At 48.1% G+C, this 20,495-nt stretch carries 15 protein-coding genes; 2 read left to right on the top strand and 13 right to left on the bottom strand.

Annotated features, from left to right (window positions below; all coding sequences use genetic code 11):
- Window positions 1-100 precede the first annotated feature (100 nt).
- The 7 genes from PaeBR_RS04070 to PaeBR_RS04040 all read right to left on the bottom strand — a co-directional run bounded on the left by PaeBR_RS04070 (window position 101) and on the right by PaeBR_RS04040 (window position 9,599).
- A complete protein-coding gene (locus tag PaeBR_RS04070) occupies window positions 101-1,429 on the bottom strand; it encodes a GntP family permease (protein ID WP_410513612.1) in 1,329 nt (442 codons plus the stop codon).
- A 132-nt stretch (window positions 1,430-1,561) separates the two neighbouring features.
- Complete coding sequence (ilvD, locus tag PaeBR_RS04065; protein WP_410513611.1) at window positions 1,562-3,202, bottom strand: dihydroxy-acid dehydratase; 1,641 nt, start codon at window positions 3,200-3,202, stop codon at window positions 1,562-1,564.
- 48 nt (window positions 3,203-3,250) lie between these two features.
- A complete protein-coding gene (locus PaeBR_RS04060; protein ID WP_410513610.1) occupies window positions 3,251-3,814 on the bottom strand; it encodes a beta-class carbonic anhydrase in 564 nt (187 codons plus the stop codon).
- Window positions 3,815-4,000: 186 nt separating this feature from the next.
- The gene (locus PaeBR_RS04055) at window positions 4,001-4,894 is read right to left on the bottom strand and encodes a MurR/RpiR family transcriptional regulator (RefSeq protein ID WP_410513609.1); all 894 of its coding nucleotides are present in this window, start codon (window positions 4,892-4,894) and stop codon (window positions 4,001-4,003) included.
- Between the two features lie 163 nt (window positions 4,895-5,057).
- Window positions 5,058-5,726 carry a bifunctional 2-keto-4-hydroxyglutarate aldolase/2-keto-3-deoxy-6-phosphogluconate aldolase gene (locus PaeBR_RS04050; protein WP_410513608.1) on the bottom strand — a complete coding sequence of 223 codons (669 nt, stop codon included), beginning with the start codon at window positions 5,724-5,726 and terminating at the stop codon, window positions 5,058-5,060.
- A 13-nt stretch (window positions 5,727-5,739) separates the two neighbouring features.
- Entirely contained in the window at window positions 5,740-7,281 is a 1,542-nt protein-coding gene (gene gntK / locus PaeBR_RS04045; RefSeq protein WP_410513607.1) for a gluconokinase, read from the bottom strand.
- Window positions 7,282-7,568: 287 nt separating this feature from the next.
- Window positions 7,569-9,599, bottom strand: a complete 2,031-nt coding sequence (locus PaeBR_RS04040) for a beta-galactosidase (protein WP_410513606.1) — start codon at window positions 9,597-9,599, stop codon at window positions 7,569-7,571.
- A 118-nt stretch (window positions 9,600-9,717) separates the two neighbouring features.
- On the opposite strand from PaeBR_RS04040, the gene PaeBR_RS04035 reads away from it, so the two are divergent.
- The gene (locus PaeBR_RS04035) at window positions 9,718-10,551 is read left to right on the top strand and encodes an AraC family transcriptional regulator (RefSeq protein ID WP_410513605.1); all 834 of its coding nucleotides are present in this window, start codon (window positions 9,718-9,720) and stop codon (window positions 10,549-10,551) included.
- Between the two features lie 343 nt (window positions 10,552-10,894).
- Here PaeBR_RS04035 and PaeBR_RS04030 read toward each other — a convergent pair whose 3' ends face one another.
- The 6 genes from PaeBR_RS04030 to yicI form a co-directional block, all read right to left on the bottom strand.
- The gene (locus PaeBR_RS04030) at window positions 10,895-12,247 is read right to left on the bottom strand and encodes a glycoside hydrolase family 30 protein (protein WP_410513604.1); all 1,353 of its coding nucleotides are present in this window, start codon (window positions 12,245-12,247) and stop codon (window positions 10,895-10,897) included.
- Window positions 12,248-12,359: 112 nt separating this feature from the next.
- Window positions 12,360-14,000 carry a sugar ABC transporter substrate-binding protein gene (locus PaeBR_RS04025; RefSeq protein ID WP_410513603.1) on the bottom strand — a complete coding sequence of 547 codons (1,641 nt, stop codon included), beginning with the start codon at window positions 13,998-14,000 and terminating at the stop codon, window positions 12,360-12,362.
- 85 nt (window positions 14,001-14,085) lie between these two features.
- Entirely contained in the window at window positions 14,086-14,973 is an 888-nt protein-coding gene (locus PaeBR_RS04020) for a carbohydrate ABC transporter permease (RefSeq protein WP_410513602.1), read from the bottom strand.
- Between the two features lie 14 nt (window positions 14,974-14,987).
- Window positions 14,988-15,959 (bottom strand): ABC transporter permease, encoded by a 972-nt coding sequence (locus tag PaeBR_RS04015; RefSeq protein WP_410513601.1) that lies wholly within the window; start codon window positions 15,957-15,959, stop codon window positions 14,988-14,990.
- Between the two features lie 76 nt (window positions 15,960-16,035).
- Window positions 16,036-17,046 (bottom strand): LacI family DNA-binding transcriptional regulator, encoded by a 1,011-nt coding sequence (locus tag PaeBR_RS04010; protein WP_410513600.1) that lies wholly within the window; start codon window positions 17,044-17,046, stop codon window positions 16,036-16,038.
- 71 nt (window positions 17,047-17,117) lie between these two features.
- On the bottom strand, window positions 17,118-19,439 hold the full coding sequence (yicI, locus tag PaeBR_RS04005) for an alpha-xylosidase (RefSeq protein WP_410513599.1): 2,322 nt from the start codon (window positions 19,437-19,439) through the stop codon (window positions 17,118-17,120).
- Between the two features lie 126 nt (window positions 19,440-19,565).
- On the opposite strand from yicI, the gene PaeBR_RS04000 reads away from it, so the two are divergent.
- Window positions 19,566-20,483 (top strand): helix-turn-helix domain-containing protein, encoded by a 918-nt coding sequence (locus PaeBR_RS04000; RefSeq protein WP_410513598.1) that lies wholly within the window; start codon window positions 19,566-19,568, stop codon window positions 20,481-20,483.
- The last annotated feature ends 12 nt before the right edge of the window (window positions 20,484-20,495 follow it).

Below are 20,495 nucleotides of genomic sequence, written 5' to 3'. Positions count from 1 at the left end.
AATTAACGATTGGTTAGCGTCGGCCATTAAAAAGGCCCCGCAGGTGCATGCACCTTGCGAAGCCAATCGCTTCCCCATTGTTTCCAGGGTAATTGCAGTCTTAGATAAAAACGTTCAAGAGCAGAATAAGTGGAAGCGCAACCACTGCGATAAGGGTTTCAAGAACGGTCCATGTCATAAGGGTTTCTTTGACAGACATCCCGAAGAATGATTTGATCATCCAGAAGCCAGCATCGTTAAAGTGGGACAGAATCAAGGAGCCGGCGCCTGTAGCCAACACCAGAAGCTCCAGGGAAGTTCCCGGAATAGTTGCAGCAATAGGAGCCAAAATACCTGCGGCCGTCATCATGGATACAGTCGCGGAACCGGTTGCTACACGGATCAGGGCTGCGATCAGCCAGCCCAGAATAATCGGGGAAATATTGGATCCTGACGCCCAATCCGCGATGGCTGTGCCGATGCCGGATTCAAGCAGAATTTTGTTAAATGCGCCGCCTGCACCGATAACCAGCAGGATGGAAGCCGTCGGGCCCAGGCAATCGTTGGAGAACTTTAGAACAAGATCGCGGGACATGCCGCGGGCAAAGCCTAATGTGAAGAATGAAACTACGCAGGAAACCAGCAAGGACATAACAGGGTCACCGATAAACTCAAAAGCTTTGCGAACTGGATCAGCTTTATCAGCAATGGACAGAGTTGCAATCGATGCGGCCATCATCAAGAAAACCGGCAGCAGGATTGTGAATATGGTGACGAAGAAGCCAGGCAGTTCTTTTTTGTCGTTATTGACAAATTGCTCAGCCAAATCTGCAGGAACTTCCTTATGAATGCGTTTACCGATAAACTTACCGTACAGAGGACCCGCTACAATTGCGGTCGGAAGCCCGACGATCAAGGAATAAAGAATGGTTTTACCTACATCCGCCTTGAATATTCCAACGGCAGCCATTGCAGCCGGATGGGGGGGAACCAGTCCGTGTACGACGGACAGCCCCGCTACAAGAGGTACGCCGATTTTAATCAAGGAAACACCTGTTGCACGAGCAATGGTGTACACCAACGGAATAAGCAATACAAAGCCGACTTGGAAGAATACCGGAATCCCTACGATGAAACCGACAACCATCATCGCCCAATGAACGCGCTTTTCCCCGAATAACGAGATCAGAGTCTTGGCAATTCGTTCGGCGCCGCCGGATTCGGCCATCATCTTACCCAGCATGGTTCCTAGGCCGAGAACGATAGCCAGGAAGCCCAGTGTTCCACCCATACCGTCTTTAATGGTTTGAATGATTTTATCGATCGGCATCCCCGTCGCCAAACCGGTACCGATTGCGGTGATGATGAGAGCCACGAAGGGATTCAGTTTGCCCCAGGTAATCATCAGCAGCAGTGCTACAATCGCGGCAACCACAATAAATAATAACATTTTTTCCTCACTCCTCATGAATGTTTGTAACCAACTGATAGGTTATACTATTACATTGAATACGCTTTCTTTCCTATTATAAAAAATAATTTTTCGCATTTCAATGTCTATGATGTGAAATTTTTTTTACAGTTATTCCGATAGCTTGCGAATGGCGCCGTAGGCGGCCGACGATGAGTTGGCGGCATACAGGCGCAAGTACTTACTGGCTTCGCGCTTTACACTCTCCAGCCTATCGGCTCTCTGCTTCAGTTCTTCTTCCGTAAGTTCCACTTTCAACACCCTTGATGGAACGTCAATCACAATGGTATCGCCGTCTTCGACAAGGGCGATTGTACCGCCTTCCGCTGCTTCAGGGCTGGCATAGCCAACGGAAAGCCCCGCGCTGGCGCCGGAAAAACGTCCATCCGTAACAAGAGCGACTCTATTGAATTTACCCAGAATCTCGGTACAGCGGTGAAGCTCGCGCATGCCGGGACCTCCCTTAGGTCCTTCATAGCGGATAATGACAGCATCCCCTTCTTCGATACGTCCCTGCTCGTAGGCTTCATCAAACTCCTCCTCGCAATTGAAGACTTTGGCCGGCCCTCTAAAGGTCCGCAGCTCTGCGGGAACTGCGGATTGCTTGATGAGACAGCCATCAACTGCCAAATTGCCTTTTAACACCGCAATGCCGCCTTCTTGATCAAGAGGAGAGTCGATGGGATGAATAATCTCCCTGTCCAGTACTTCACTTTCGGCGATATTTTCGGCAACGGTTTTTCCGGTTACGGTTAATGCATCTAGATGAATAAGGCCGCTCAGTTCCTTGAACAACGCCGGAATCCCGCCTGCCCGCTGCAGGTCGTTGGTTGTGTATTCCTGGTTGTTAGGCGTAACCCCCGCCAGGAAAGGCACTCTCCGACTGATTTCATCAAACAAATCCATCGGAAGCGAAATTCCAAGCTCATTGGCTACCGCCGGCAAGTGCAGGCAAGCATTAAGGGAGCCACCCATTGCAAGCAATACGGAGATCGCATTCTCGAAAGCATCCTTCGTCATAATCTTGTCAGGTGTTATCCCTTGGCGAACCAGCTCGACAACCTGGCGTCCCGCCTGCTCCGCCGCATCCATCTGCTCGTCGGACAAGGCCTGCATCCACGAGGATTTCGGAAGAGCCATTCCCAATGCTTCCGACAAGCCCTGCATCGTATTGGCCGTCCCAAGGAACGGACAAGCTCCAGGACCCGGATAATATTGATTGGTGATTTCAACCAGCCCCTGCTCATCCAGCGTTCCATCCAAAAAGGCCCGTCTTGCCGCCTTGGATTCCTTCGGCTTGATATGGTTGGGCATAACGCCTCCAAGAACGACAAGACTCGGAAGATTCAGGCGTGCTGCAGCCATCATCATTCCAGGTACGATCTTGTCGCAGGAGCTCAAAACAACCATTCCGTCGAAAGTGCCGTGGCCGTTCACCATAATTTCCACGCTGTCCGCAATGGTTTCCCGGCTTGGCAGCGAATATTTCATACCTTGATGGCCCTGAGCAATGCCGTCGCAAACCGCAATGGTATTAAACTCCAGGGCGATACCGCCGGCCGCTTGTACTCCAGCCTTGACCCGGTCTGCCAATTCACGCAAATGAACGTGGCCGGGCACAATTTCGTTCCAAGAGTTGGCGATAGCGATAACCGGTTTATTCAGACTGCTGTAGTCTACGCCGCACGAGCATAAGTGGGCTTTAAGAATGGCGCGCGTATAGGGTGCGATTTCAGATATACGGTTTTTCATAACATTCCCTCCCTATCCGGTATTTAAGACCGGTTTATTTCTATATTTTCAACAAGTCCCCCCGTCAACCACAACATGCAGTCTTCCAGTTTCCGGGTCAATGATCAAGCCGTGTACGGGGACATCCGCCGGGAAAAGGGGATGCTCCCGAATTTGTCTGACACTGTGGGCTACGCTTTCCTCGGGGCAGCTAAACCCGGTCAGCCACTCGTTCAGTCCGATTCTCGCTTTTTGAAGCGTTCTCACGGTTTCGTTTGAAATGCCCCGGCTTATTGCTTTTTCGATTATTTTCTCCGCCTGGAGCCCGTTCATGCCGCAATCATAATGGCTGACGACACAAATCTCCGCCGCATCAAGCTCATAAATGGCCAATAATATGCTTCTCATAATGCTGCCAAAAGCGTGGGAGACGACCGCCCCTGCCGTTTTGACGATTTTGGCGTCACCGTTTTGCAGGTTCATGGCCTTGGGCAGCATCTCTCCAAGCCGGGTGTCCATACAAGTTAAGATAATCAGCTTCTTATTGGGGAATTTGGTCGTTTGAAACGGTTCATAAGCTTTTCTGCTTACAAAACCCTTGTTGTATTCCAAAATCTCTTGCAAGCAAGACATCTGCAACCCCCCTCTTCATAAGCATCAATTTAAAGCGCTTTAAATTGATAGTTGTATTATAAAAAAATTTTTTTCATAATTCAATTGATAAATTGTGAATTTTTTTTCAACTATATGCAAAAAAAATCCGGACCGGATCGTTTGTCAAAACGTCCGCCCGGATATAGATCAAAGAAAACATCGTATTTACACCCTTTTTCCCGAAATGACTTCGCGGATTTTCTGCAGGTTCGCCAAGGTTTGCTCCTGTCTGACCAAAGAGAGACCCACATACAGAGCGTCAATGATGCACAATTGTGCAATACGGGCGGAGATTGCCTCCGTACGGAAAGAGGTTTCCTTCGTGGACGTATACAGCGTCACATCCGCCATCTTGGCCAGCGGCGATTTGGTATAGCTGGTTAAAGCGATGGTTTGGGCGCCCGCCCGCTTTGCAACCTTAAACGCCTCAATGACATCCTTGTTGCTCCCGGAGTGGGATATGCCGAATGCAACGCTTTCACTATTCATTAACGATGCCGTCATGACTTGGAGATGCGGGTCGGAGTGAACAATGCAGTTCAGTCCCACACGAATAAATTTATGGTATGAATCAAGCCCAATTGGGGCTGATCCTCCTACGGCATAAATGTAAACATTTTTGGCCTTGTCTAGCATCTCGACGGTCTTTTCCAAAGAGCCGGCATCAAGCACATTTAATGTGTCCGTAATCCCAATAATGTTGGAATGAAATATTTTTTGTGCGACCTGCATCATATTATCCTCGGAGGAAACCTCTTCGTGGATGTTTTGCATGGGCTGCTTTACGATTTCACTTGCCAGAGTGATCTTTAGCTCCTGATAACCTTTCATTCCGATCAACCGGCATAGGCGAAAAATGGTGGCCTCCGCACATTTGGTCATTTCAGCCAGTTCCGTAATGGAGAGATGGACCACATCCTGGGGATGGTTAAGGATATGATCTGCAACAATTTGAATTTTGGGTGATAAGTCGTTATATATGGCATGAATTCGCGCTAATCCACTACCTGGGCTTTTCTTCACATTCTCACCGCTTGGAGACGTATTTTGGTCGTTCATGATGTCCCTTTCATTAGGCAATATTTATTCCAGTATTGTATAACAAACCGCAATTTTCCGCCATATGAATCGGAATAAATGAAGCCCGAGTTGACATGAAGCATAGGATAAACTGCGCGCCCCGATGCTCACCTATAGATATTTTTGCTGAATTTCCCAAGTATCAGCGGTTTGCAGCCGCAACTTTGAAAGCTTCCACATATTGGGCGGACTTATTGGCGATCAGGCTGTAATCCTGCAACCGGACTGCATCCGTCGTCAAATCGGAGCCGATGCCGACGGCAAAGGCGCCCGCTTTGATCCAATCCTGAAGATTTTCCAGGTTAACCCCGCCCGTAGGCATGATGTTCGCTTGGGGAAGCGGGCCTTTCACAGCCTTGATCATGGAAGGCGAATACAAATTGCCCGGAAACAGCTTCACCACATCTACACCGAGCTCCAGCGCTTCCTGGATTTCCCGGACCGTCATAACGCCGGGCATAACCGGAATCCGGTACCGGTTGCACAGCTTGACCGTCTCTTCGTTCAGGCAAGGCCCAACGACAAACTCCGAGCCGCTTAAGATGGCGGCGCGGGCGGTTTCGGAATCGAGGACGGTACCGACTCCGATGACAGCGTACTTCTGCCTGTCCTGGGTTGTGCTCGAGTACAGTCTAGCCAGCTTCTCAATGGCTCTCAGTGCAAACGGAACAGTCATGGTCACTTCAATTATTTTAATCCCGCCCGCTATGGCCTGCTCCGCCATCTCCACTACTTCTTCGGGAGAATCGCCACGGAGAACCGCAACGACACCTTCCTCCCTGATTTGACGAATAATTCTTAGTTTATTCATTTCTATTTCCTCCTTACTTAACCCACTTGTTTTGGAAGGCTGTAATGCTTTCGTATTCCTCTTTTAACAAACGTGATATACGCACGTATATCTTTGCAAGCTCATGGTACACTTCCACATTGGCTTTATTCGGTGTGTGATGATAGGAGGCTCCGATCATCTTTTGAACGACATGAAGGGAATCCACTTCACCGATGCCGTACAGGCCGAGAATCGCCGCACCCAAACAGGAGCTTTCGACGCTCTCCGGAACATGTAGTTCCTGATCGAAGATATCGGACATCATTTGGCGCCACAGCTCCGAGCGGGCGAAACCTCCCGTAGCCTGAATCTTCTTTGGTTGGCCGATCAGTTCCTCCAGCGCGAGGAAGACCGAGTACAAATTGTAGATAACACCCTCCAGCGCTGCCCGGATCATATGCTCTTTCTTATGGTGAAGACTTAACCCGAAGTAGGAACCCCGTGCGTTCGCATCCCACAAAGGCGCTCTTTCTCCCGCCAAATACGGATGGAAAATCAGCCCATCGGAACCAGGGTTCACCTTGGCTGCGATTTCCGTCAAAATCTCGTACGGATCCTTCCCCAAACGAATGGCCGTTTCCTTCTCCGCCGATCCCAGCTGGTCGCGGATCCAACGGAAGATCATGCCGCCATTGTTGACGGGTCCCCCGATAACCCAATGGTTTTCCGTCAAGGCGTAACAGAAAATTCTACCCTTGGGGTCCGTAACCGGCTTGTCGGTGACCGTCCGGATAGCGCCGCTGGTACCAATGGTGATGGCCACTACACCCGGGTCGATGGCATTGACCCCCAGGTTGGATAATACGCCGTCGCTGGCTCCTACGACAAACGGAGTTTCCGCCGAAAGATTCATCTCCGCCGCCCTCGCTTTATCCAGCCCCGTCAAGGCATACGTGGTCGAAACCGGCTCGGACAGCTGCTCCGCCGTTACACCTGCAACCTGTAGAGCTTCTTCATCCCAATTCAAATCATTCAGATTGAACATCCCCGTTGCAGAGGCAATGGAATAATCGATGACATATCGGTTGAACAGCTTATAGAAGACGTATTCTTTAATTGAGATGAATTTCGAAATGCTGGCAAACAGCTCTTGATGCTCATGGCGGAGCCAAGTCAATTTCACTAACGGCGACATCGGATGGATGGGTGTGCCCGTCCGAAGGTAAATCTCATGGCCGTTCCAATCCTCTTTGATCCGGTCCGCCCAAGCCGCGCTGCGGTTATCCGCCCAGGTGATGACCTTCGTGAGGGGCCTTCCTTCACTGTCCACCCCGATTACACTGTGCATTGCTGAACTGAAGGAGACGCACAGCACCTGGGATGGGTCCACCTTGCTCTTTAACATAATTTGCTCAATGGTGCCGATAACGGCTTGGAAAAGAACCTCGGGGTCCAATTCGGCCGTCGTAGGAGTTGGCGTGATCAGAAGGTATTCGATATTATGGCTTTCAATCAATTTACCCTCGCTTGTGAACAATACCGATTTGGTGCTGGTTGTCCCAATGTCCACGCCGATAACATACTTTGCACTCATGGTTTCTACCTCTTTTCTTATAATTATCGCTATTATGACCTTCAGACCCGCAAATGGACCGTTGCATGGAGCTGGTTTGACTTTGAAAACACTTTCATTTTCTGTCTCATTATAAAAAAAATTTTTTTATTAATCAATGACTTCGAAAAAAGTTCACTTTTTGTGAAATTATTTTTCATGAAAGAAATGTTCATATCAATTCCTATTCATGGCAAAAAGCCCCTTGCGGAGTTGCTTCCGCAGAGGCTCATTAGAATGTAGACGCCTTTCCAATTGTCCGGCTTCGATTACTTTTCGCCTTTTAGAATCAGCACGCCACGGCCCGGAACAACGGCTGAACCGCTTACCGTCTTGCCCGTCAGCAGATCGGTCCGCATAGCAGAACCTATCTCAGCGGTGAGTTCTGATTCGGTATGGTTCAGCAGGAACAGGTAGGATACTCCATCCTTTACACGCTGAACGGATTCGATGCCTGCTGGCGCTTTTACGAGCGGCTTAATGTTGTTCTCGGTGCACACATTTGCCAGGAAGTCTTGCAGGAACCGATCCTCCGGACTGGTGGCTACATAATAAGCCTTACCCTCACCAAAGCTGTTGACCGTAAGTGCAGGCATGCCTTTATAGAAGTCGGAACCGTACTCGGCAAGAACCTCTGCGCCTTCGGAATGAATTAGATCGCAGAGCAGATCACATGTGTAAGAACCGCCCAGGCTGCCCCACTCCTTGTTCATTACGATCTGGTTGCTCATTCCCGGCAGCAGCGCGTCAATCTCTTCCGCCCAAATCCCGAGCACGTTCCGCAGCTCTCCCGGATAACCGCCTACCGTTACAATATCATTCTCATTGACTATACCGCTGAAGTACGTGGTGATAAACGTACCGCCTGCACGGACGAAGGCTTCTACCTTTTGCGCAAAACCCGGCTTAAGCATATATAATACGGGTGCGATAACCACCTTGTATTTAGAGAGGTTCTCTTCCACACCAATCATGTCGGCTTCGATATTTTGCTGGTACAGCGCATCATAATATTTGTGCACTTCATTTACATAATCCAGCGCCACCGACGGTCCGCTTGACAGATCGAGCGCCCAGCGGTTCTCCCAGTCAAAAATAATCCCGATCTGCGCTGCACCGCGGGCATCCAGCAATTGATCCCCCAGCTGCTCCAGCTCTTTGCCAAGCTCTGCACACTCACGGAATACGCGTGTATGCTCATGACCCACATGCTCAATAACAGCACCATGGTACTTCTCACAGGCCCCAATGGAGCGGCGGAGCTGGAAGAACAGCACCGTATCCGCGCCACGCGCCACAGCCTGATAGCTCCACAGACGCATCACACCCGGACGCTTCAGCGAGTTGTACGGCTGCCAGTTTTGCTGGCTTGGTGTTTGCTCCATAAGCATGAAAGGCTGGCCGTTCTTGAGTCCACGCATCAGGTCATGGGTCATGGCTGTATGGCTGACCGGTGTATCCAATGCAGGGTAATTATCCCAGGAGATCACATCCATGTACTTGGCCCATTCAAAATAATCCAGCTCCGGGTAAAAGCCCATCAAATTCGTCGTAACCGGAACGCCCGTGCTGTGCTCCTTGATGGCGTCATATTCGAGCTTGTAGCATTCCAGCAGACTGTGCGACATAAATCTGCGATAATCCAGCGAGATCCCCTGGAAGTTGGTGCGGTTGCCGTTCCATTCTTCGCTCAGCTCGTTAGGCACAACGATTTCTTCCCAATCATAGAAGGTATGACCCCAGAAACGTGTATTCCATGCTTTGTTCAGGGCATCCAGCGTACCGTACCGATCCTGCAGCCATACGCGGAATGCAGCAGCAGACAGTTCGGAGTAGTCATAGCCGCTATATTCATTGGAAATATGCCATGCCACCAGACCCGGATGATCCTTATAGCGCTCGGCCAGCTTGCCGGCCAGCAGTGCTGCATATTTGCGGTAAACCGGGCTGTTCGGATTGGAGTTGTGGCGTCCGCCGAATTTGCGTTTTCTGCCCTGCACATCGACCCGGGTCACTTCAGGGTAACGATGCGCCATCCAGGCCGGGTGCGCGCCTGTTCCGGTTGCGAGGCAAACATAGGTGCCATTTTTATATAATCTATCTATTAATTCATCCAATGAAGAGAAGTCATAAGTGTCCTCGGAAGGCTGAATGAGCGCCCAAGAGAAAACATTAATGGTAGCCACATCGATTCCTGCCAGCTTGAACATACGTTCATCTTCAGCCCATACCAGAGCATCCCACTGCTCGGGATTATAATCTCCACCATACCAAATCTTCGGCAATTTATCGTTGATCACGATTTGCACATCCTTTATAGTATAATTATATGTATATTGTAATCCTGCCGTCTCACGCTTTAAATATAATATTCAAGATAAAGGATATAATAATATGGAACTCTTAGGAGAGGGTCGTATGTTGAAGGCAGAACATCGGAGAATTGTGTTTACCCACGAGGGCGGACAGAATCTGCCTATTACTTTGGACAGTGTGGGGTACAATCCTGAACAGGAAAAAATATCCCGCCCGGACGGTTACCCCATGTACCACTGGATTCAAACCGCATACGGTGAAGGGACTATTTTTTTCGAAAATAAATCGCTAACGCTTGCAGAAGGCAGCGGTGTACTTCTTCTTCCCCACATTCCCCACCGCTATGAGGCCCTCTCCGGAGATTGGCGCACCTATTACTTGACCTTTGGCGGCTGCTCTGCTGGTCATATTCTGGAGTCAGTTGGGATACAGTCATCCTCCTTCTATCGATGGGAAAGTGAAGCACCGCTTTCAAACATGCTGAATAATATGCTCGACTGGCAGGATAATCATCAGGATATGTTCGGGCTGCAAGCCTCCACGGATGCTTACCGTTTCCTGCTTACCCTCAGCAAGTACGGCCAGCTTCATAACAATACGGCGATCTCCCGCAATATCGATAAACTTCAGCCTTTGCTGAAATGGATGGATCTGAATTACGGTGACTCTGGTATCGGATTATCCGATTTATCCGCCCAGCTTGGGGTTTCCGGGCGTCATCTCAACAGCTTGTTTATGCAGACCTTCGGACTGTCCCCCTATGCCTATTTTGTCCGTATGCGTGTGCGCAAATCGAAAGAACTCCTCGTAAGCCAGCCGGCAACCACGGTAAAAAAAATCTCGCAGCAGGTCGGCTTCCGCGACGTCAGCCATTTCGTGGCCACGTTCCGCAAGCAGTCGGGGACTACGCCGGAGCAATTTAGGAGGCTGCACTAAAGGTGCGGTGCCTCAATTGGATGAACTACAGAGGCATAGACATGTACGGAAATTGTGCGTCACTGCGAGAAATGTTTGGACTTTCGATCGCTGTTATGGATGGATTCCTTTCATTAAACCGCTGAAGCGGTTGGAATCCATCCATAAAGGCGAACGCTAACGCTTCTACAGTTCCAAAATTTCTCTTCGTTCCGTCAATATCCGGCTTAAATGCCTCAAGATAGTTCAACACAATAAAACCCCACACTTTTAGAACACAGTGTGGGGCAGGTGTGGTAATAAACTAATAATAAGCTTTATTTTCGTAATTAAGAGCCGTCTTTGCGTTAAGGTGCAAATTCACTCATTTTTGGTTGTTTATCATAAAGGTTACGACACTTTTAGCCTCTAGCCGGAATTCTAAAATATCTTCATTCTGCAATTTCACAGCTACATCCTCGGCCTTTTCACCATCATTGAACAAAACGGCCGCAATCGAATGATCCTTATTTTTAAAAGCAACCGAATAAATGGAATCTTTGCCCGAGGACGACGCAATACGCAAAGCTTTTGGGCGTATACATTTGCTGAAATGAGCCAGCGCATAATAGTCCAGGGTATACGTAAGTTCCCGGGTCTGTTGATTGATCTGCACAATTCCGCGGCAAGTGCTCCGGCCAAAGCCCGGCACCGTAGGACCGTTATTTTCATCAAGCGCCATATTCCATAGAACAAAGGATTTACTGTGATTCTTAAGAATTTCAATCCCTGTTCGAATCACATTGGAAAAGGCCTGTTCAAAAGGAGGAATCCACTCTCCGCCCGAGCCTTCTGTGAAATGCACTTCTTTACCGGCAAAGGCTTGAAAAACCTCCGTTTGGGCTGACGGATTCCCGCCATACCAGTGCCATGCTACGCCGTCTACGCACTCATTTGCCTGCTCCAGCACCGTTAGCGGATAGTCGGGTCGGTCCCAGTTGTGATCGTAGCAAAGAATTTTGGTATGGATATTATGCTTAACAAAACTGGGCTTCAGGTAATTTTTTATAAAATCGGTCTGCGCCTCAGGCAGCATCAACATGCTTGGATAGTGGTGCGGCTCATAAAGAGGTTCATTTTGCGATGTTACGGCATAAGTAGGCAGCCCGCTGTTTGCATAGGACTTAATGTATCGAACAAAATAATCGGCATAAGCCTGGTAATATTCTTTTTTCAGTTCTCCGGCAATCATTGACCCGCCGGTCTTCATCCAACCGGGTGCACTCCAGGGCGAAGCCATCAGCTTGATTTCAGGATTCAATTCCAAAGCCCTTTGCAATAAAGGGATAATATCCTCTTCATCATGTGAAATCGAAAAGCGGGTTAATTCCGGATCGGTTTCCTGTTCAGGCAAATCATTATAGCTGTAAATATCTCTGGCATAATCCGATGCTCCCATTGGATTTCTTAATACAGATAAACCAATTCCATCTTGCGGATCAAACAGCTTGCTCATTAATTCGGTTCTTTGCTCATCAACAAGGACTTGGTTAATCAAATAAGCGGACGAATCCGTAAAGGATGCCCCAAAGCCATCCATCTCCTGGTAGGTTTGATTATCATCAATGCTCACAGTAACAATCGTTTCACCTGAAGCAACTGGTGTCATGTCTTGCGGGGAATGTTGTACAAACAACTCCCCTTCTCCCTTGGACTGGTAAATGATCAGCTCTGGCATGTTGGTTTCCTCCAAAGTATCTATATTTAGTTTGCACGTTCATTTGCGACTTTTGGATCAGAGGGACCAAAGGGGCTCCCCAAAAGAGGGCCCCTTTCACCCAAGTAATTGCTTATTTGATACCCAATTTCTCTTTGTTCGCTTTCATCTTTTCACTGCGGACTTCCACGATCTTATCCCAGCTGTTATCATCCAAAAATGATTTGTAAGCGGCCAGGGTGCTGTCAAATTCTGCGTCGCTCTTTGCCCGGATCATACTTACCAGGGAGGTATTCCAGTTGGTATTGATCGCGGTTAAAGCCCGTGCTTCCGGAGTGCCTTGGTTAGGATTAATATTCTCCAGAATAAAGTGCGGTTTCAATTTCCCTTTTCCCCATTCCTGCATTTGTTTAATGGATTCTGGAAATGCGTCATCGCTCAAAGCTTTGTGACGGTCGTGTCCGAAGAACATAAATTCGCCCATCCGGTAATCCTTTTTAAATTTATCCGCATTATTTAATTGAAGATCTTTCACATCTGGCAGCAATTCAACCTTGCCGTTATCATTTAACTTGTAAGTTTCACCTTCAATGCCGTAATTCATCAGCATTTGTCCTTCTTCACTTAACAGATAAGTAAAGACTTGAATAGCTTTGGCAGGGTCCTTGCATTTTTTGGTAATGTAACTGATCATCCAGCCGGTAATGCCGGACTGATTCAATGTCGGTTGATTGCCGACCGTGCTTTCAGGCCCGTCAATGGCGATATATTCCTTGCCGGGATTTCCGCTCATGAAGATTTGGAGATTGCCCCCTTGTTGAGGCGTTCCGTCGAGAAAAATGGTGGCATATTTGCCTGATTTCACTTTTTCCTCAAATGCCGTACCGTCATCGGCAAAGCTGTCGTCACTGATATCGCCGTTTCTGTAAACCGCATTTAACGTTTTCAACCAGGTCAGATAATCCTCATTCAGATTACGGTTGTAGAACCCGCCATTCTCATCTTCCAGCGGCACCCCGATAAAGTCCTGCAGAACATCGCCCAAAGAGCCGCTGCCTTCACCTATGGAGTTAAAGCCAAACGGGATCATCTCAGGAAATTGGCTCTTGATTTGTCCCATTACGCTCTTGAATTCTTCAGGGGTTCCCACACTGGGTTTGCCCAAAGCTTCGTAAACATCCTTGCGGATGACAAATGCCGTTTTAGCCGGAATGTTACCGCTGTCATAATCCGCTTGAGTATTGGAATAGTTGGGATAGCCATACGTCTTGCCGTCACTCAACTGGAACCAGTTCATGGTATCTTTAGCTGCAACTTTATTGAAATATGGATCGTACTTTTCAGCAAGATCATTTAATGGCAGCGCCCAAGTCGCGGCTTTTTGCACCACCGGAGAGTTCGAATCGAATATGGTCAATAAATCCGGCATTTCGCCACCGGCAAAAAAGGTATTTAATTTCGTGTCGTCCCCGGTAATGAATTTAATATTAATATTTAAGTCCTCTTTGATTTTCTTTGTCACGATGTCCTTGCCGAAATCGGTGTTCCACCAATCCGCATTCACGTACCAAGTGAGATCTGTAGCTTCTTCCTTTTTATCGAGCGTCCAGGCCGGGGTTTCCGGGTCCGGAGTGTAACGTCCTTCAATAGAGATTAAGTCTTCTGTTTTGGAGCTGTTTGAACCACCACTTGATCCACAACCGGTAACCATCAGTACTGCAGCCAGCAGAGCAGCGCAAAGTTTAAGCCTTTTTTTTTCGGAAGCATTGTTCACTTTAATACCCTCCTTTGAATTAAAACGCTTTCTAACAAATCCAAATCCAGGACTTGCCCCTCTTTTTCATCTCCAAAAGCAACCTTTACTCCTTCACCGCCCCCAGCATCATGCCCGAGATAAAGTATCTTTGAAGTATTGGATACATCACAACAATCGGCAAGGTTGTAATGACAATTGTTGCTAGTTGAACCCCTTTTGTTGTTGTTTCGATCACTGCCGAGCCCCCGATATTCTGCATGGATTGCGTCTGCGATTGAACAATAATTTCATACAGTTTCATTTGCAGCGGGTAGAGGGCTTGATCGGTGATATATAATTTGGTTGTCATAAAGTCATTCCACTGTCCAACCCCGTTAAACAAGGCGATTGTAGCCATAGCGGGCATGGAAAGAGGTATGAATATCTTCAGGAAAATGAGCCAATCGCCGGCGCCGTCTATTTTGGCTGACTCATCAAGCGAATCCGGCACATTTCTGAAGAAATTCATTAGAATGACAACATCGTAATAGCTGAACAGAGCCGGAATGATATAAACCCAAAAGCTGTTTAACAAACCGAGTGATTTGATCAATAAATAAGTCGGAATCATTCCACCCGAGAAAAACATGGTGATGACCCCCATCGCAACATATAACTTGCGGCCGCGTATGTATCTTTTGCTGAGTCCGTAACCGACCATGGCGCAGAAGAATACATGGGTTATGACTCCAATTGTGGTTTTGGATACCGAGATAAAAAAGGACTGCCAGATACTGTCGTCCTGAAACACAGCACGGTAATTTTCCAGGGAAAACTCTTTGGACCAGAATATAAATCCGCCTTCCGCCAGCGCCCGGCCCGAACTGAAGGAAGAAATGATGACGTTCCATAACGGGACAAGAATAACTACGGTAACAATAACAAGCAAAATGATATTTAAGGTATCAAAGATTCGGCTGTCGAGATCTTCTTTAACCGCCTTTCGATTCACAGCAAGGCCTCCTTCTATAGGACTGATTGGTTATCATTTAATTTACTGGTTACTTTATTGGCGGTGACCAGCAGAATGACAGAAACAATGGAGACACCCAAACCAACGGCGGTCGCATAAGAAAAGTCACCTTGCGTCATCCCCATACGGTACACATAGGAGTTAATGACTTCAGCTCTGGCCCGGTTTTGAGAGTTCATCAAGACCAGGGTTTGATCCAGATTCGAACCCAATAAACCGCTTACAGTCAGAATCAGGTTTAAGCTGATAATCGACTTCATGTTAGGAAGTGTAATATTCCAAATTTGTCTAATCCGGCTTGCACCGTCTATTTTGGCCGCCTCGTAAAACGTGGGATCAATCTTTGACATAATGGCCAAATATAAAATCGTTCCCCAACCGGCCTCTTTCCAAATATCAGACAACGTTGCAATCCACCAATATTTTCCGGCATCGAGCAAAATATTTTTTGGCTGTGAAATGATTCCAAGATCGAGCAGAATCTGGTTAAACAACCCTGTTGTCGAGAACCAGGTAATTAACATACCGCCCAGAACGATCCAGGACAAAAAGTGCGGCAGATAAGAGATGGTCTGAACAAACTTCTTGAAGCGTCCCATGCTCAATTCGTAAATCATAATCGCCAATATAATGGGGATTACAAACCCGATCGCCAATTTCAAAAAGCTGATTCCCAAGGTATTCACTACAGCGTCCCAAAAATATTTGTCGGATAAAATAATTTTAAAATTGTCCAGACCCACCCATGGAGCGGAATCCAGGGTATCAATTACAGTGTAATTCTTAAAAGCAATGGACAATCCATAGATGGGAACGAAACAAAAGATAATCATAAAAATAATTCCCGGTAAAACCATGGATTGAATCTCCCATTGTCTCTTATAATCAACCACGAATTCTTTGACTCTTTGCCCCATAGGTCTTTTCCCGGTAGAGGTCGACTGCACTACGGCTAATTTACTCACGTTCTACTCTCCCCTCAATCTCGAATAAAAACGTTTTTATTTTTTGGGATGAATCGTTACCTCTATCTATATGTGACTATTCCCTATCGATATTCACGTGACTTGAACCTCGTACTACAAGTTCGCCCGCCAACTTCTGTATATTGCCTTGCTCTTTCTTTTGGATCATGCGGACCAGGTGATCTATAGCAAGAATCCCTTGTCTGGCGATCTGATTTCTCACGGTCGTTAACGGCGGTGAAAAATACTGGGCGATATCAATATCATCAAAGCCCATCACGCTAATATCCAAAGGAACTTCATAGCCATGCGTTTTCAAAGCCTGGATACATCCAATCGCACTGAGGTCATTCCCGGCTAAAAAAGCATCAGGCATTTTGTCGGGATGCAGGTGCAACAAGCCTTTCACAGCATTATAGGAGCCTTCTTCCTCAAAATAACCTTGCAAAATATATTCTTCATTTATCGGAAGCTGATACTCTCGCAATGCGGCCAGATACCCTTCTTTACGTTGGACACTGTCAAACATCGTATCCACGCCGGATATATAGGCAATTTTTTTATGTCCCAGACTGATCAAGTATTTTGTAGCCTCGTAGCCTGCGATATAGGAATCAAAAATTACGCTTCCTATGGTATCTTTCTGAATGACCCGATCCAGAAAAACAGCCTTGATTTTATCTTTCTCCATCGCTTGGATATCATATTCATCTATTCTCAGTTCTTCGTATATAATCACACCATCCACACGCCGTCCGAGAATATTGCTCATAATGACTTGCTTATCCTTGGTGACAAACACATTCAGTCCGTAACCCAGGCGGTCACACTCACGAGCCATGGATTCAACCAGCTTATAGAAATAGGGACCGGATACGCTTGTGGTGAAAAAACCCAGCATTTTGGTGGTTCCCGACTTTAAAAGCTTGCCGTTCAGGTTGGGGACATAATTTAAACGTTGCGCAACCTTAAGCACATGTGATTTTGTCTCGGGATTCAATACATCTACATCATTTAACGCGTTGGAAACCGTAGAAATGGAGACGCCTGCCTCTCTGGCCACATCTTTAATGGTTATCTTTCCCATAGTAATTCGCCTTTCACATAAAAACGTTTTTATGAATTAAAACTAACATAAAAACGCTTTCAAGACAACACTTATTTCAGCGTAAGTGTGAACGATACAGATTTGCTGCCTGCACTTACCTTCACTGTAGTGTCGTCGATTTGCTCCACGCCTTGAACCGACGCGATAGCTCCCAGATCCTTCAGCGATAACGTGAATTCCTTCCCGCTGCCTTCAGCAACAACGGACAATGTGCTGCCCTTGCGCTCAGCCTTCACGGTCAGCTCAGGAGCGCCTTTCAGATCACGCACGGTAGCAGTGGCAGCCTTGCCGTCTTCCAGCGAATACAAGTCAAATTTCGCGCTTTCCGCAAAATCATAATCCGGACGGTTGTCCACACTGCCGAGTGCTACCAGGCTGTTCGGGCGGACGAAGAGCGGCAGACTGAAGAAGTCATGCTTCTCTTTGCGCCATGTGCCGCCTTGCACGGTTTCTCCGCTCAGCAGATGTGTCCATCTTCCTTCCGGCAGGTAGTACTTCACCTCGCCGTTCGCCTGGAAGATCGGGGCTACCAGCAGGGAGTCTCCCAGCATATACTGGCGGTCCAACGTTTCGCAAGCCGGATCTTCCGGGAATTCCATAATCATTGCGCGCATGGAAGCCCAGCCATGCTCAGTTGCCTGCCCGGCCACATCATACAGGTAAGGCATGAGGCTGCATTTCAGCTTGGTGAAGAAACGGGTCACATTGACTGCTTCGTCATCATAAGCCCAAGGCACACGATAGGAGCTGCTGCCGTGCAGGCGGCTGTGGCTGGACAGCAGGCCAAACGCTAACCAGCGTTTGAATACATGCACAGGTGCGGTGTTCTCGAACCCGCCGATGTCATGGCTCCAGAAGCCGAAGCCGGACAAGCCGAGCGACAGGCCGCCGCGAAGACTTTCTGCCATGGACTCATAATCGGCGTAGCAGTCTCCGCCCCAGTGTACCGGGAACTTTTGTCCGCCGGCGGTTGCAGAACGGGCGAATACGGCCGCTTCATTTTTGCCCAGCTTCTCTTCCAGTACATTAAAGACAACCTGGTTATAGAGCTGAGTATAATAATTGTGCATTTTGTTCGGATCGGAACCGTCGAAATACACTACATCGGTCGGAATCCGTTCGCCAAAGTCCGTCTTGAAGCTGTCCACGCCCATGTCCACCAAATCCCGCAGATAACCCGCGAACCATTCACAAGCCTCAGGATTGGTGAAGTCAACGAGCGCCATACCCGGCTGCCACAGGTTCCATTGCCAAACGTCGCCGTTTGCTTTTTTCACCAGATAGCCGTTCTTCTTGCCTTCTTCGAACAGACCGGAACGCTGCCCGATATATGGATTGATCCACACGCAAATCTTCAGGCCTTTGTCTTTCAGGCGTTTTAGCATACCTTCCGGATCAGGGAACACCCGCTCATCCCATTTGAAATTGGTCCACTCAAATTCACGCATCCAGAAGCAGTCGAAGTGGAACACATGCAGCGGCAAGTCACGTTCAGCCATACCGTCTACGAAGGAATTAACCGTTTCTTCATTGTAATTCGTAGTAAATGAGGTTGTGAGCCACAGGCCGAAGGTCCACGCAGGCGGAAGCGCCGGTTTGCCTGTCAAAGAAGTATATTTGCTGATCACATCCTTAACTGTAGGTCCATCGATTACAAAATAGTGCAAGCTCTCCCCAGCTACGCTGAACTGAGCCTTCTTCACTTTTTCCGAAGCGATTTCGTATGAAACCAGCTCTGGATGGTTCACAAATACGCCGTAGCCTTTGCTCGTTACATAGAAAGGGATATTTTTATAGGCCTGCTCGGAGCTGGTGCCGCCATCCTGATTCCAGATATCTACAACCTGTCCATTCTTGATAAAAGGTGTAAAACGCTCACCGAGTCCGTACACCCACTCACCTACGCCGAGATCCAGCTCTTCGCGCATGAACGTATTGCCGTCTCTATCGGTAACGTGCGCCATGGATTTGTAACCGCTGCCGGTAATGCGCTCATCACCGCGGTAGAAATTTACTGCCCAATGTTCGCCTGTACGGATGACAACACGAAGACCACCGCTGATGAGCACCGTCTCCTGCTCGTTTTGTTCAATCTCCACATGATCTCCGGTGCCTTCTGTCAGTTCAAAGACCGGACCGCGTTCCTTCACACCATCATGGTGAATCAGCTTCACGCCCACTACGCCGGGCAGCGGAGAATGGAATTTTATCGTCAAAAGTGTTGTATTAATCATGTTGGCGCGTCCCGCAATGGGAGCCGTTGATGCATATGCTGTTAGACCTTCGGCCGTTTTCTCTACATCATAAGCCTGTACTGCCGTATCCAGGGTCAACCCCTCGCGAATCAACCAGTTACCGTCTGTAAATTTCATTTGTGGCTTGCCACCCTTCCATTTGGTGTTTATAGTTGCATTATACCGATAATAATAATACAAAACTTATATAATATAGCTTACTTATAACACTATTTTGATGTTATTTGCACAAGGAGGAGCATTATGGACCGTACTTCCCAGCGTTTGCTAAAAGAAGACCGTGTACATGGTGATGTCATGTTTCCCCTGGCCGCCTACTGGATTGAGCTCCCGGCCGGGACACCTGTGCTGGATACGCACTGGCATGAGGAAGCGGAGTTTTTCATGCTGCTTGAGGGGGAGATTTTGTTTCAGGTGGATACTGATTATTTTCCGCTGAAGGCCGGGGAAGCTGTCTTTATTGAGTCCGGTGATATTCACGCCGCCTATGTATCGAACGATTCCCCCTGCAAATTCTGCGCACTTGTCTTTCACCCTGATCTGTTGGCCAGCGCCCAGTACGATACGATTCAGCAGACCTCGATTTTGCCGCTTCAGGAGAAGCGCCAGAGCTTCCCCCGTCACATCAGACCCGGCATACCCTGGCAAAAGGAGCTGCTCATCCACCTGGAACGCATGATGGAGGTATACGCTAATAAAATGTCCGGATTCGAAGTCTTTATAAAAGGTTCCTTGCTCATCATGCTCTCGCTAATCGCCGCAGAGGGCCGCTCGGTAAACCATAGCCAGTCGGATGGCGCTGACACCACCAAGATCAACCGCCTCAAAAAGATCATTCTCTACATCCAGGACAATTATCGGGAGCCGATTCGCACCCGTGATTTGTCCGAGCTTGTTCCGATGAGCGAAGGGCAGTTCTGCCGCTTTTTCAAAGCGATGACCCGTAAGACGCCGGTGGATTACATCAACTCCTACCGGATTCGTCAGGCAGCGGATTTACTGCAGCAAAGCGAACGCAAAATATCCGACATCGCACTCGAGGTCGGATTTGACAACGCAAGTTATTTCATTAAGGTATTTCGCAAAGCAATGAAGTGCTCCCCCTCCGAGTTCAGAAAGGGGTTGGGGCAGGCCGCTGGTCCCGGGCAGCTGCATCCTTAGAGCTAATAATGG

Source organism: Paenibacillus sp. BR2-3, assembly GCF_046529485.1.
Lineage (GTDB): Bacteria > Bacillota > Bacilli > Paenibacillales > Paenibacillaceae > Paenibacillus_AQ.
This window is presented reverse-complemented; position numbering and strand designations above follow the sequence as displayed.

Excerpts from the sequence above, each read along its gene's own strand:
- PaeBR_RS04070 (WP_410513612.1), bottom strand. The coding sequence starts at position 1,429 with ATGTTATTATTTATTGTGGTTGCCGCGATTGTAGCACTGCTGCTGATG.
- ilvD (WP_410513611.1), bottom strand. The coding sequence starts at position 3,202 with ATGAAAAACCGTATATCTGAAATCGCACCCTATACGCGCGCCATTCTT.
- PaeBR_RS04060 (WP_410513610.1), bottom strand. The coding sequence starts at position 3,814 with ATGTCTTGCTTGCAAGAGATTTTGGAATACAACAAGGGTTTTGTAAGC.
- PaeBR_RS04055 (WP_410513609.1), bottom strand. The coding sequence starts at position 4,894 with ATGAACGACCAAAATACGTCTCCAAGCGGTGAGAATGTGAAGAAAAGC.
- PaeBR_RS04050 (WP_410513608.1), bottom strand. The coding sequence starts at position 5,726 with ATGAATAAACTAAGAATTATTCGTCAAATCAGGGAGGAAGGTGTCGTT.
- gntK (WP_410513607.1), bottom strand. The coding sequence starts at position 7,281 with ATGAGTGCAAAGTATGTTATCGGCGTGGACATTGGGACAACCAGCACC.
- PaeBR_RS04035 (WP_410513605.1), top strand. The coding sequence starts at position 9,718 with ATGTTGAAGGCAGAACATCGGAGAATTGTGTTTACCCACGAGGGCGGA.
- PaeBR_RS04030 (WP_410513604.1), bottom strand. The coding sequence starts at position 12,247 with ATGCCAGAGCTGATCATTTACCAGTCCAAGGGAGAAGGGGAGTTGTTT.
- PaeBR_RS04010 (WP_410513600.1), bottom strand. The coding sequence starts at position 17,046 with ATGGGAAAGATAACCATTAAAGATGTGGCCAGAGAGGCAGGCGTCTCC.
- yicI (WP_410513599.1), bottom strand. The coding sequence starts at position 19,439 with ATGAAATTTACAGACGGTAACTGGTTGATTCGCGAGGGGTTGACCCTG.
- PaeBR_RS04000 (WP_410513598.1), top strand. The coding sequence starts at position 19,566 with ATGGACCGTACTTCCCAGCGTTTGCTAAAAGAAGACCGTGTACATGGT.